Here is a 12,617-nt window from a genome sequence, read left to right as displayed (position 1 = left end):
CAACAAAAAAGTTGTGATGGCGCTTTTAGTCTGTTGTTATAAAGCTCACCGTGATGGATTCTTTTTAATCCCCTCGGGATCAGTAAAATCAATCAAGCCAACATTATCATCGATTAAACCACCCTCACCCATCAACTGGATGGTATTTTGATGCGTGTTCAATCGTAATGTCATGGTTTGTTGTAAGTCGGCGACCGAATAATCTTTAACCGCGACCGGTCCTAAGTTAGAGTCAATGATCACGCCATAACCGTCAATCGGCGCATCAGCCGCGATAATATTAATGGTGAATTGGGTTTGCATATGATAAGCCGCATGCTGTGAATACTGGCCAACGCCATCTTCAAAGGTTAATAATAACCGTTTGTTAACCGTTAATTTGGGCGTTAATTTCGCCATCACGTCAGGTTCAATTGTTAACGTTAACTTTTTCATTAGAATGACCTCGCTTTTAAGTTAATTGTTTCGTATCAATCATTTGCCGAACTTAATTTTGCACCGTTAATAACGCCTCATGTGCGTCGGCTTTAAACTGGGCGACACCTTGGTCGCCAGTTAGGGTTGTGGTAGTTAACGCAACATTGCCGGTAATATCCAAAATGACCAACTGGTCCGACTGCAGCTTAGCCGTGTAATAATTACCTTCGAATCCTTCTGCTAATAGTTCTTGTATCCAATTTTGTAATCCTAATCGAATGGCGTCATTAAGTGGTAACTGGCGCTTGGTCGCAACCGCCTGTGCGGCAACTAAATCTTGTGGAATTTCATACATCATCAACAGCTCCTTAATGAGTCACATGATTGGCATTCAGCTTACGCAATAAGCGCACAAATGTGTCAAATTCAGTGGTGGAAAAGTTGACCGTTAATTGCTGATCAACTTGACTTAATGCGACATGTTCCGCCGCAAAGATGGCATCCAACTGCGGACACGGTACCAATTGCACTTGAACACTGCGTTTATCATTGGGCGCCGGACATTTTTGAACGAACCCTTTTTTCACTAGCCGCGTCACTAACCCTGACGTTGTGGCATAGCTGACTTGTAAATGCGTCACAATGGTATTCAAAGGGGCACGCTGATCCGGCTGCGTTGCCAAGAACTCAATGACATCGACTTGGGGCCCAGTCATTTCGTATGTTTTATAAAACTCATTTCGGGCCACTTCAAACTTAAGATGGGCCTGCTTGATCAAAAAGCCCAATTTAACTTGTTCATCGTGCATCGCATTTCACCACTCACTTCATTTATTTAGCATGCTAAATATAAATCAATCGATTGCTAAAGTCAAACCTAACGTTCGTCAACCTAACAATTAGGCCACTTAACTGGTCGCAATCATCTTGACCAAAATTCTAATCCATCAGCTTTAATCGCAGCTATCTGAAAATTTTTCAGATAATATTTATTTTTTAGTCCTGGTACCACTAATCCGTACTCGCTATACTAACGTCATGATTTAGCTAATCAAAACTTACTTTATAACTTGAATGTCTCTACACTAACCTGGGAGGTCCTTTTTATGAAACCAGTCAAAAAAGCCGTGATTTTAGCCGCGGGCCTCGGCACCCGTTTACTACCAACCACTAAAACGATGCCGCAAGCCTTATTGCCCATCGTTGATCAACCGGTTATCCAGTATTTGGTCGAAGAAGTTCGACAAGCTGGTATAACCGATATCTTAATTGTCATCAGCAAAACCGCTGACAGCATTGAAGATTACTATGATGCTAATTTTGAACTTGAAGACACCTTACTAGCTCGCCGCCAATTCCAACTGTTAAAGACGCTCAACGCCACTACCACGACAAACTTATACTTTGTGCGTCAATCCAAGCCACTTGGTAGTGGTGCGGCGCTACTGGCGGCGCAAAGTTTTGTGGGTGATGAACCTTGTCTCGTCTTAACCACCGATCATTTGATTCCCGGACAAGCGGCCTTAACCAAACCGCTATTGGTGCAATTTAATCAAGTACACGCCCCAATCGTTGCCATGACCGCAACCATGCCAACCACAACATTGACCAGCTTTGACAGACACAGTGATAACCTTGAACTGGGTCGCTATATTTTAACGCCAGAAATTTTTGCGATTTTAGCGCATCAAACTATGACGAAGGGAGGTGAATGCCAACTAATTGACGCCATCGCGACCTTGAATCAGACGCAACGCGTCTTTGTTTATAACTTTACCGGTCCTAACAACGCGATTAATGACAAGTTGAGTTACGTTGAAACCATCATTGCCTATGGTTTACAACACCCTGAAATTCAAGTAGCTTTGCGTCAATATATTCTGGATCTCGCGAACCAATTAACACCAGTCAAAAAAGCAGCGACGGTCCAAGTCACCTTTTCAAAACAACGTGTTAAACCTTAACCCCATAAAACATATCCAATTGCAGCTAAATCGCCCCTGAACGACACGTCGCGTTCAGGGGCGATTAGTTGTGGCTTAACGGTTAAAGTTAGCTTCAAAATTCAATAAGTCTTGTAAGAAATCACTGACTAATGCCAATTCATCGTCACTATACTTATCATATAGTGCTTGGCCAATCGCCGCGTTAAACGTCGCATGCATTTGATCATGCACCGTTGCAATTTGCGTGCCGCGCGGCGTTAAGCGATAATAAACTTTTTTATGCTCAGTCTTAGGTTGAAATGGCGTAATTAACGCTAACGTCGTTAACGTCTTCGCCGCGCGGGTCACCCCGCCACGGGTCACACTCAGAGCTGTGGCCAATTCAATGCCCGTTTGTGGTTGGGCTTGCAGTTGCGACAATATATGCAAGCCCACAATCGAGATTTTAGGCAACAGTGCCTGTAACTGTGGCGCCGTCAAATGCGCTAGCATCCAAGCTTGCTCTTGATTCACCGTGTTTTTTTGAATTCGTAATTGCCGTACTTGCTGGGCAATTTGTTGGGGCAGCTCTGCCGTCATCAGCCATCATCCTCTCAAATCAACTACTGCTATTATAGCGTAGCTTAGAACGTTTTGCCGAATTGTTCAGCCTGCGCTAAAGCGGTCTGCATAATCTCCGCGTGGCGTTCCGGATAACGATCGGCGCCTTCAATAAAGAGTTGGCTTTGATCAGTAACTCCATACAACTGCAACGTCTTGGTCAAATACGTCGCCCCAAAATCTTGTTGAAAATCCCCGTGTTCACCAGCATCATGATAAAGCCCCCCGGCCGCTTGAATGTGCAGCGCCTTTTTATGCGTTAGTAACCCAACTGGACCAGCTGGGGTATATTTAAAAGTTTGTCGTGCCACCGCTGTCACATCAATATATTGTTTTAATTCTGCTGGTAAAAAGTGATTGTACATTGGGTTCACAAAGACATACTTATCAGCACCGATAAATTCAGCTAACCATTGTTGATGTTGTGACAATTGGGCTTGTTCTGCGGATGTTAACTCACGATTGGCTTTAACTTTCAGCCATGCTGCAAACGTCGTATCGTTTAGTGGTGGCACTGGTGTTGTAAATAAATCACGGACAATAATTTCATCATCTGGATGGGCCGCTTGATAGCTCGCTTTAAACTGGTCAGCGACTTGTAAGGACTTACTTGGTACCGTGGTATGTGGATGGGCCATAATCATTAATAATTTTGTCATATTGAAACCGGCTTTCTTGTTTTTTGTTGACAAGCAACATAATAACGACGTTTTTGTTGCTTGTCAACAAAAAACACGCAACTAATGATGCTGTCTTTGATAGTTTAAACCTTTCATCCCTCGACTTAACGGTGACCATCAAAAAAAGACCACTACGATAATTTCGTAATGGCCCGGAGTCTGTGGCAACAACTAATCTGGGGGAGTCGTCGCTAAAAGCTAATTTAAGTCCGTTGGGGATTAGGTGATTGATAACTGATATCAGTATAACAGGAACCTGCTTAAACAGGGCCAAAAAGCACAATTTAAGCATCGAATGGTTATATTACAAACAATTGTCTTCGGCACCTATTTACACCTGTCATGACACTTAACTTTGATACAAATAGCCGGCTGCTTTCAGACTCGTTTTTATTGCCGCTAATTGCGTGGGCGTATCATAAGCAATCGTATGCGTATGTAACCCATCTGTCAGTTCCGACAATAAATGCCCTTGATGTTGTTGGACGCGTGCTAAAAATAGTTTCAAATCACCCAGCGTCCCAATTTCTAATTCACCGCGTAATTGCCCATACAGTGGGTGTTCAATGGCGACATCTTTAATCACCCCACCGGCTTGAATAATCCGCTGCATCTCATCAGCCGTATCGTTTGGAAAGTGGCGACACACTAAAACTGCGGTCGGACTCGTGCTATCTTCAACTTGATAGCCGCGCAAGGTCGCCACGATTTGAACACCATTAGCACGGAGCAGCGAAATATCGCCGACAATGGTTTGCCGGCTTACACCGAATTGTTTTGCAAACATGGTGGCACTGATAGGACTCGTACTCGTTGATAGTTGGGCCTTTAGTTGCGCCCGCCGTTCTGCACCGGTCATGTAATCAACTCCCTAATTTAATCATAGCTTTAGTTTAGCAGATATCTGGCTCAAGATTCATTAATTCTGATTGGTGGTGATCAATAACTTATGCTACACTAAGATTAATATCCAGGGGTGTCAAGACACTTAATCTAACTTAGGAAGGTCTAACCGATGCGACAACTTTCACTATTAACCGATTTATATGAATTTTCGATGGCTAACGGTTTTCAACAAGCTTTACCCACTACTTGGGGCCATTTTGATGTCTTTTTTCGCAATGTGCCCGATGATGGCAGCTTTGTGATCAGTGCCGGCTTACAGCAAGTGGTGACCGCACTACAACAATTTCACTTTACACCAGCCGATTTGGCTTATTTCAAAAGTCTAGCTTTGTGGGATGATGACTTTTTGACCTACTTGGCCAACTTTCACATGCAATGTCAACTAACAGCCATGCCTGAAGGGACCCCGGTCTTTCCACGTGAACCGTTCTTAACGATTACTGGGCCGCTAGCCCAAGCACAGTTATTAGAAACTTTAGTGTTGAATATCGTTAATCATCAATCGCTAATTGCGACTAAAGCCCGCCGAATGACGTACGCCGCAGCAGGCCGACCCATTATGGAATTCGGTGCGCGCCGGGCTCAAGGTCCCGATAGTGCGGTCTACGGTACTCGCGCGGCGGTTATTGGCGGTGCCCGCAGCACCTCAAACGTGCTAGCTGCTCAAAAATTCGATATTCCGGTCGCAGGCACGATGGCCCATAGTTGGATTCAAGCTTTCGATGATGAATTAACGGCCTTTCGGACTTGGGCGCACTATTATCCCGATAACAGTGCCCTACTAGTCGACACCTATGACGTTTTAGCCTCAGGTGTACCTAATGCCATTCGAGTCTTCAAAGAACTCCGAGCGGCTGGGCATGAACCCGTTGGGATTCGCATCGATTCTGGTGATGTGGCGGCCCTAACCACGCAAGCACGGGCAATGCTTGATGAAGCTGGTTTTCCAGCCGCTAAAATTACGATTTCAAATGCCTTAGACGAAACCATTATTACTGCTCTGCTAAACCAAGGTGCCCCAATCGACAACTTTGGTATTGGTGAAAAGCTGATTACTAGTGCCTCGGCACCCGTTTTAAGTGGGGTTTATAAACTAGCTGCCACTAAAACAGAGACGCAATGGCAACCCAAAATTAAAGTTAGCGCCAGCCGGGCCAAGTTGACAATGCCTGGGTTAAAGCAAGTTTATCGCCTTTATCGCCCCGGTAGTCAACTCGCTTTTGCTGATTTAATTGCTTTAGCCGATGAGGATATCACCCACCTAACCGAATTATCGGTCTATGACAGTAATCCCATCAAGTTTAAAACCCATCAACCCTTAACGAATTTTGTGGCCCAACCATTGTTACACCCAGTTTCGTTAACACCTACTGAAATCACGAGTGTCGCTGCCATTCGCGAATATAGTCAGCAGCAATTAACGGCTCTCCCGAAGCCAACGCAACGTTTGGTCAATCCCGATGACTATCCAGTCTACATGACTGCCGCTTTAGCGAACTTACAAACCGAATTAGCAGCTGTGAACGCCTAAAAAGTACGCCAACCCAGACTGAACTGGATTGGCGTACTTTTTTGCTTACGATTCATGTTGCGTTAAGACACCCTAATGTTGTTTACGTTTAAAGGCCCCCACTAAAATCGTTAACAGTAATGTCCCAATCATGGTCAAATAACGATCAGACTTTTGATTGGTTTGTGGTAATTCAGTTGCTGGTACAACTGCCTTATCTGGTTGAATTGGTGCTGGACCAGTTGTTTCTAGTTGCGAAGCCACTTGTGCGTCAGTACTAATTACTGGTTTCGCCTGCACGCGCTGCATTGACAGCGCTGCTGGGAGGACGGTTTTTGACACGCCAGTTACGACCGGTATTCTTGTGACTGCTGGCGTTACACTAGCTGTCGGTTGGGGCACTGCTGCATTGGCTATTCCTGGCGTATTTGGTGTCGATTGGACTGGCTTTGCCTGTACGACCGGTTTTGTAGCCAACTGATCAGGTGCTGGTTTGGCAGCTGGCTGTGCATTAGTCGTCAGTTGTTTGTTAGACGTCAATTGCTGATTTGGTATTGGCTTAGGCTTCATCATTGGCGATGCACTCGGTCGACTTTGACTAACTGCTAGATGGCTAAACGTTAAGCCCGTCGGTGTCATTGTTACTGTGGTGATTGTCCCCGTCCCATCCGACAGCCGGGCCACTGAACGCTCCGGGGTTAACGTGTATTGATCAACCATGTGTTGACCCACCAGTTCGATTACCTGTTGTTGGCCGGTGACTGGTTGATTCGTATAAACTGTCGTCGTGTGATCAGTCCACTGCTTGATCACTTTAACGACCCGGCCAGCCGCATCTTTTTCAGTCGTTGTCCGATTGCCGGTTGCATCAACAACTTGGCCTAACCGTTTAAGTTGTCCGGCAACAACCTGGACCGCATAGTTCGGATTACTTGCAGTGGCATTAACCGTATACGTACCAACTGCTTGTGGCGCCGGTAGCGTATAGGCCAACTTTAATGCAGCCAATGAATCAGTTGGCCGTAAACGGCCCTGCGTTAACGTCACTTGCATTGGCGCAAGTGCTTGATTAGTATATTGCGTTTGATCCGCAATTTTGATGGTTAATGGCCGTTTGGCAACCGTTAACTGGCCGGGTAATACTTGCGTTAATTGGATGTTTGAATCAGCAGCTAATTTTGCTTGCATCGCGGCAGTCAGTTGGATACGATAGTCGCCCCCAGCTTGGAGCGCTGACAACGCCACTGACTGTTGACTGGTATCTACGACTTCAAAATCACTGGGGGTTAATTGCCAAGTCCGATTGCCCCATTTAAAGACCGTCGTGAGCTTTGGTAGCTCACCATAAACGATTGCCATATCAGTTAGTTTCAAATTTGCTGCTACCGGTTGTATCAGTAAGTTTCCGGGCACCACCTTGACGGCATAATCATGACTACTTGCCGTCCCCATGATCGTATAATGACCCGCTGTTTCACCAGGTGTCCGACTAAATGCTAGTCCTAGTGACGCTTGCGAATCATTTTGGGTTAACGCCCCCGCTGAAAGCTGGCCGCTAAATTTAGGATCCGCAGCTCCGTATATTTTGCTTTGATCAGCCACCGTTACGGTAATCGGGCGCTTGGTAATCGTTAAGGTTCCCGGTATGATTGTAACCTGATAATTGGCCGACGCATCAATGCTTTGGTTACCAGCTAACTGATAGTGTCCAACGGTTTGGTCATGTGCTGCTAATTGCAGTCCGAGCATTGCGGCAGTATCACCAGCTGCCAAGTGACCAGCGGTTATCGTAAAACTCATTTGCGGATCAGCATCGCCATACACCTTTTGCTGGTCAGCAAGTTTGACCGTTAACTGCTGTGGCGTAATCGTTAAGGTCCCTGGCTTAACCGTCACCACATAGTTAGGATTCGTTGCCGGCGCAGCAGCCTTAATCACATATTGGCCAGCTTGTTCACCCGGCACCCGTGTAAGGGTAACCCCCAAATCATCAGCTGTTAAGACGGTTCCAGTAGTGACCGTTTGGGATAACTTAGGATCGGTCGCACCATAAACTTTTGACAAATCCGTCGCTGTCACAGTTACCGGTCTTGGTATGATGGTCAATCGCCCAGCTTGCACCGTAACTTGATAATTGGTATTATCAGCGGCTGTTGCGTGGATGGCATACTGACCAACTTGCTGACCGGCATCGCGCTTAATCGTCAATCCAAGCGCATTGACCGCATCGTCACCTTGCAAGCTGGCAACAGGCGTCTGCACATCAAAGGCTTGGTCTGGATCACCGTAGACTTGGGTTTGATCAGCCAATTTCACGGTAATCGGGCGCTTAGTAATCGTCAATACCCCCGGTGTGACAGTAATTCTATAATTGGGATTGTCAACGATTCCTTGAATGGGATGTTGACCAACTGCCGTAGCTGTCATCGGATCAACTGTTAGCTTTAAATCGGCCTGGGTATCACCAGCAACTAAGTCAGTGACTGGTTCTAACGTCGGGAGCGGATCCGGCTCGCCGTACACTTTTTGCTGGTCAGCAAATTTAACAGTCAACGGCTTCTTAAGAATCGTCAAGCTGCCTTCCCTAATCGTAATCAGATAGTTTTTATTTTTTCCAACGCCGGTAATGGTATACCTACCTGCCGCCTCACCAGGTTCACGCGTTAACTGCACCTTTAAATCAGAAGAGCCATCACCATATTTCAAATCAGCCGGTGACACCATTGGCATTGGCATCATGTTACTGTCATCACCGTACATTTTAAATGCTTGGCCCAAGGTCACTGTAATTGGCCGCGGCTTAATCGTTAATTGACCCGCATTGATTTGAACCAAATAATCGGCGCCAGTTGCCGTCCCTGTGACTTGATAAATACCGACATCGTGACCACTAGCTGGCGTATATTGAATCGTCCCTAAAGCAGCTAGTGCATCCCCCGCTACCAACACGTCTTTAGCGGCAGTCGTTAATTGAAAGGACGGCTGTGCGTCGCCATAAACACTTTCAGCCGCCGCAATCGTGACCGTCACCGGTCGTTTAGCAATCGTAAATGTCGCTGGCGTCACCGTGACCTTGTAGTTTGGATTCGTTGCCACACCCGTAATTTGATACGTCCCAGCATGTTCCCCAGCTTCACGACTGAGGGTTACTCCTAAGTCCGCTGGGATATCCGCGTTAGCTAATCCTACTGGCGCGACAAAATCCAAGGTTGGATCAGCCACAGTACCGTACGTCTTCCCATGGGCTTGCGCGACGACGGTCACGGTTTTAGGTATCACCGTCAGCTTAGCCGTTGCAAACTTCGAAAAGTGATAATCGCCATTTTGTTGTAACGCCGTTTGCTTGTCGGCAGTGTAGCAGACCGTGTAATGCCCGTTCACTTGTAAGTCGTGACTAGTCACAACTTGTCCAGTCGCCGTATCTACGATTTCAAAATCAGTTGATTGTAGGTGATCGTCGGGTTCATTTAAATTGCCATTAAATGTTGGCGTATCCCCATAAGTGACTTTAGCGTCCTGCAAGTCAGCCACCACCGTTTTCGGCGTAATCGTTAACAGACTGGCAACAAATAGCCCCGCGTTGGGATTGTTAGGCATGAGTTGTTTCAAATAGGCGCGCCCTTGAGCTGACAAACCAATCGTATATTGGCCCACAACTTTTGGGGTCACAACTTGCTGATTAGCATCTAAATATTGAAAATTGCCACTTTGTTTTATCCCGTCAATTTGTGCCGCAGTTAATGTGCCAAAGTCAGGCCCGAAATTAACGTCTGGCGACAGCAGCGGTTCACCATAGACTTGCGATTGTGCTTCTAGGGTCACTAAACTAGCTGCAGCGGCTTGTTTTTTCGTTGTCAAGGTCGTTAAGGCCGTTTGCAATTGTTGCAACAAGTCAGTGGTTGTCTGTAACGCCGCGCCACCCGTCTGAGCTGCTTGGTACCTTGCTGCAGGAGTAGTGGCAGCCAGGGCCGTTGTAAAGTCCGCCCTGGCAGTGGCATTATTGGCCGAAAGCTTAGTATACATATCCTTAATCGCGGTTAGTGACGTCTGGGCAGCCGCCTTTTGATCAGCCGACAAGCCATCGATTTTAACAAAGTTATCAAATAAATCTTGGGCCGCTTGTTTATGCTCATCAGCAGCCGTTTGATTTGCTTGCGCTTGTTGTGCCAATGCCTTTAGGGTACTAGCGGTTGGGACTAAAAGACTTGTCACCACTTGGGGATGGTCGGCATCGGTACTATCACCAACTGCCGCCGGCGCGACTTCAGACCACTGATAAGCGGTCTGATCGATTGCCGTGCCAGTAGCCGTTTGTAAAGCTTGTTTATTTAGCGCAGCTGTAACTGATTGACCAGTACCGACCGTGACTTTGTTTGTGACGGTTTGACCAGCCGTGGTCTGACCGGTCACAATGTAATAATGTGCCAATGGTACTGCCATCGTCGTGGTTGATGTGTCATCAGTCGCTACTTTAGTTTGGTCAATTAACAACTCATTATGGGCCACTTGTTCACCAGTGGTCGGTGCCATTAAGATCACCTTTGTTGGCGTGTACCCCGGAAGTGTCACTAATGTTGCTTTGCCAGTAACAGCAATCACGGTTACTGCGGTAGCACCTTCAATTGGTTGCTTAGTCTGCGCATCGACTGGTGTCACAACCGTTTTGAAGGCCCTTCTGACCGGGACCGTCATCAGTTGTTGGCTATCATCAGTTACCGTATAGGTGTAATAAGTTGCGTCAGCCACATCTTGATTTGGCGTGCCCGCAATATTGTGTGCGACACCATGGTTACCAGTAGTAACTGGTGAATCAAAGTCGACTACATAATTATTCCCGGCCGAATCAGTTGGCAATACTGCCACCAAATTAGGATTAACTTCTCCTAATGCCACGGCGCGATCGGCTGCTGCTTGAGTTGAGAAAACTGAAATCGCATCCCCAATATTGGCGGTCACATTGACGTTTACTTGATTCAAGAGCGCGTTAGCCTCCGCCGAATCAACTAACTTAATTGCGACCGGGATCGTCTTTGGTGTATAGCTGAACTTATCGATTCTGGCGGCATAATTATTCCAATCACCACCAGTTGATGCGGCAATAGACAAGGCATACCCCGTATCAATATCGACAATTTGCTTAGTAAAAGTTGCATTACCAAACACCACTGTCAAAAGTTTCGTACTAGCATCATAATCCATGGTAAAGTCGTTCATCGGTTGTTTAGTACGATCATTCAATCCCGCGGTACTGGCAATTTGCCAATCATTTTCAGAAGCAACGGCTTGCAAATTTCCCGCCGCATCGGTCGTTCGCCACCCAATATAAGGTTGCTTGCTCGGATCGTGATAGTTGTCATTGTAATGCTCATCATAAACGAACCCGAACGCCTGCTTAAGGCCACCTAGTCCCAATTGACCACCGGAATGGCCATCCGTCGCAGTCGTCGGATCACCGGGTGCAAAAATCACGCCAACACTATCTGCGCCGCCGGCCGTTTGGCTACCGATTCCTAGTGCCCCGGTCATTGAAAAATTATGCTTAAAGTCAATTTCATGTTCAAAAGCAACATGGGCTGCTTGATGACCCGTAACAGCTTTTCCCCCACCATTTGCAGTATGATACGTATGCGCTTTAACCGTCAAATTGATGGCGCCGGCCTTATCAATCGGTTGTTTCACTTGATTAGCCTTGGGGTTGTCATCTTGATCATTCTCATCGAGATTTTCAATCGTTGCGTTAAAGTGACTATCAATCTGTGCCGCTGTCAAATTCACTTGCGTCGTATCCACCCCAATATTGACCGGTTTGTCTTGAGCCAAAACGGGATATTCAGGTGTTGGTGTCACGACTGGTGTTGCAGTCGGTTTGACCACAGGCACCGACGTTGATTCTTGGGGTGTACTTGCTACAGGTTGGGTTGCAGTTGAAGTTGCCACTGCTGATTGGGGACCAGTCGCCGGTTGCTTAACCGATTTAGGCGCTGTAGGGCGTGGCTGAGCCGGTTGAGATGTAACCGGTGGATTAGCCGGTATCGCAGTAGTTGACGCCGGCTTAACAGTTCCAGCAGTCACTGCATTGCTGGTGGCCGGTTGAGGTGTAGACTGTTTGACTACCGGTGGCGTTGATACTTGAGTCGGCGCCACTGGTTGTGCTGCTACTGTAGCGGCCTGGCCGGTCATCGTTTGTGTCGCATTCAACACGCCCAAGGTTGAAAAAGTCACCAATAGGCTGCCCCAAAGTCGTGTTTTAATTTTCCAACCTTTATGACTCTTGTACATAATCAATCTTTGCTTGGTATTTTGCTGCCAACGACTATCTCTCAAAATCTCAATCCCCTTTTCAAGATTTACTATCCAAGCCACACTGCTTTATAACTGAGCTTGGTATTTTTTATGCACTGAACACTGATTAACAATCATTTAACCCCACCAACGTTTCATGATTCGTATTAGTTGGCTCTACTCGAAGCATACGCAATCTAACTCACAGATGCCACTAAATGATGTTACAAATAAAGTGTTACTTAACTAACTAAAATATTAATATTCAGCAGGCAT

The 12,617-nt window shown here is 46.4% G+C and carries 9 protein-coding genes; 2 read left to right on the top strand and 7 right to left on the bottom strand.

Features of this window, described 5'->3' with window-relative positions:
- Positions 1-45: 45 nt before the first annotated feature.
- Genes FFM75_RS12260 through FFM75_RS12250 form a run of 3 tightly spaced genes read right to left on the bottom strand, consistent with a single transcriptional unit; the run spans position 46 to position 1,226 of the window.
- Positions 46-435: an iron-sulfur cluster biosynthesis family protein gene (locus FFM75_RS12260; protein ID WP_137629454.1), complete on the bottom strand. Its 390-nt coding sequence runs from the start codon at positions 433-435 to the stop codon at positions 46-48.
- 52 nt (positions 436-487) lie between these two features.
- Entirely contained in the window at positions 488-772 is a 285-nt protein-coding gene (locus FFM75_RS12255; RefSeq protein WP_137629453.1) for a hypothetical protein, read from the bottom strand.
- Between the two features lie 13 nt (positions 773-785).
- On the bottom strand, positions 786-1,226 hold the full coding sequence (locus FFM75_RS12250; RefSeq protein ID WP_137629452.1) for a MarR family winged helix-turn-helix transcriptional regulator: 441 nt from the start codon (positions 1,224-1,226) through the stop codon (positions 786-788).
- Between the two features lie 297 nt (positions 1,227-1,523).
- Here FFM75_RS12250 and FFM75_RS12245 point away from each other — a divergent pair, with 297 nt between their 5' ends.
- Positions 1,524-2,381, top strand: a complete 858-nt coding sequence (locus tag FFM75_RS12245; RefSeq protein ID WP_137629451.1) for a UTP--glucose-1-phosphate uridylyltransferase — start codon at positions 1,524-1,526, stop codon at positions 2,379-2,381.
- Between the two features lie 75 nt (positions 2,382-2,456).
- Here FFM75_RS12245 and FFM75_RS12240 read toward each other — a convergent pair whose 3' ends face one another.
- The 3 genes from FFM75_RS12240 to FFM75_RS12230 all read right to left on the bottom strand — a co-directional run bounded on the left by FFM75_RS12240 (position 2,457) and on the right by FFM75_RS12230 (position 4,502).
- Positions 2,457-2,942 carry a helix-turn-helix domain-containing protein gene (locus FFM75_RS12240; RefSeq protein ID WP_137629450.1) on the bottom strand — a complete coding sequence of 162 codons (486 nt, stop codon included), beginning with the start codon at positions 2,940-2,942 and terminating at the stop codon, positions 2,457-2,459.
- A gap of 44 nt (positions 2,943-2,986) precedes the next feature.
- Entirely contained in the window at positions 2,987-3,622 is a 636-nt protein-coding gene (locus tag FFM75_RS12235; RefSeq protein ID WP_137629449.1) for an FMN-dependent NADH-azoreductase, read from the bottom strand.
- A 370-nt stretch (positions 3,623-3,992) separates the two neighbouring features.
- Positions 3,993-4,502 carry a transcription repressor NadR gene (locus FFM75_RS12230; RefSeq protein WP_137629448.1) on the bottom strand — a complete coding sequence of 170 codons (510 nt, stop codon included), beginning with the start codon at positions 4,500-4,502 and terminating at the stop codon, positions 3,993-3,995.
- Between the two features lie 156 nt (positions 4,503-4,658).
- On the opposite strand from FFM75_RS12230, the gene FFM75_RS12225 reads away from it, so the two are divergent.
- Positions 4,659-6,080, top strand: coding sequence for a nicotinate phosphoribosyltransferase (locus FFM75_RS12225; RefSeq protein WP_137629447.1), 1,422 nt, complete (start codon positions 4,659-4,661; stop codon positions 6,078-6,080).
- Between the two features lie 72 nt (positions 6,081-6,152).
- On the opposite strand, the gene FFM75_RS12220 is transcribed toward FFM75_RS12225, so the two are convergent.
- A complete protein-coding gene (locus tag FFM75_RS12220) occupies positions 6,153-12,281 on the bottom strand; it encodes an MBG domain-containing protein (RefSeq protein ID WP_171001504.1) in 6,129 nt (2,042 codons plus the stop codon).
- Between the last annotated feature and the right edge of the window lie 336 nt (positions 12,282-12,617).

Origin of the sequence: Lactiplantibacillus daowaiensis (assembly GCF_005405085.1) — a bacterium.
Classification (GTDB): domain Bacteria; phylum Bacillota; class Bacilli; order Lactobacillales; family Lactobacillaceae; genus Lactiplantibacillus; species Lactiplantibacillus daowaiensis.
This window is presented reverse-complemented; position numbering and strand designations above follow the sequence as displayed.

Bases quoted from the DNA above. Each gene is read 5' to 3' on its own strand.
- FFM75_RS12260 (WP_137629454.1), bottom strand. From the start codon at position 435: ATGAAAAAGTTAACGTTAACAATTGAACCTGACGTGATGGCGAAATTA.
- FFM75_RS12245 (WP_137629451.1), top strand. From the start codon at position 1,524: ATGAAACCAGTCAAAAAAGCCGTGATTTTAGCCGCGGGCCTCGGCACC.
- FFM75_RS12240 (WP_137629450.1), bottom strand. From the start codon at position 2,942: ATGACGGCAGAGCTGCCCCAACAAATTGCCCAGCAAGTACGGCAATTA.
- FFM75_RS12225 (WP_137629447.1), top strand. From the start codon at position 4,659: ATGCGACAACTTTCACTATTAACCGATTTATATGAATTTTCGATGGCT.
- FFM75_RS12230 (WP_137629448.1), bottom strand. From the start codon at position 4,502: ATGACCGGTGCAGAACGGCGGGCGCAACTAAAGGCCCAACTATCAACG.
- FFM75_RS12235 (WP_137629449.1), bottom strand. From the start codon at position 3,622: ATGACAAAATTATTAATGATTATGGCCCATCCACATACCACGGTACCA.
- FFM75_RS12255 (WP_137629453.1), bottom strand. From the start codon at position 772: ATGTATGAAATTCCACAAGATTTAGTTGCCGCACAGGCGGTTGCGACC.
- FFM75_RS12250 (WP_137629452.1), bottom strand. From the start codon at position 1,226: ATGCACGATGAACAAGTTAAATTGGGCTTTTTGATCAAGCAGGCCCAT.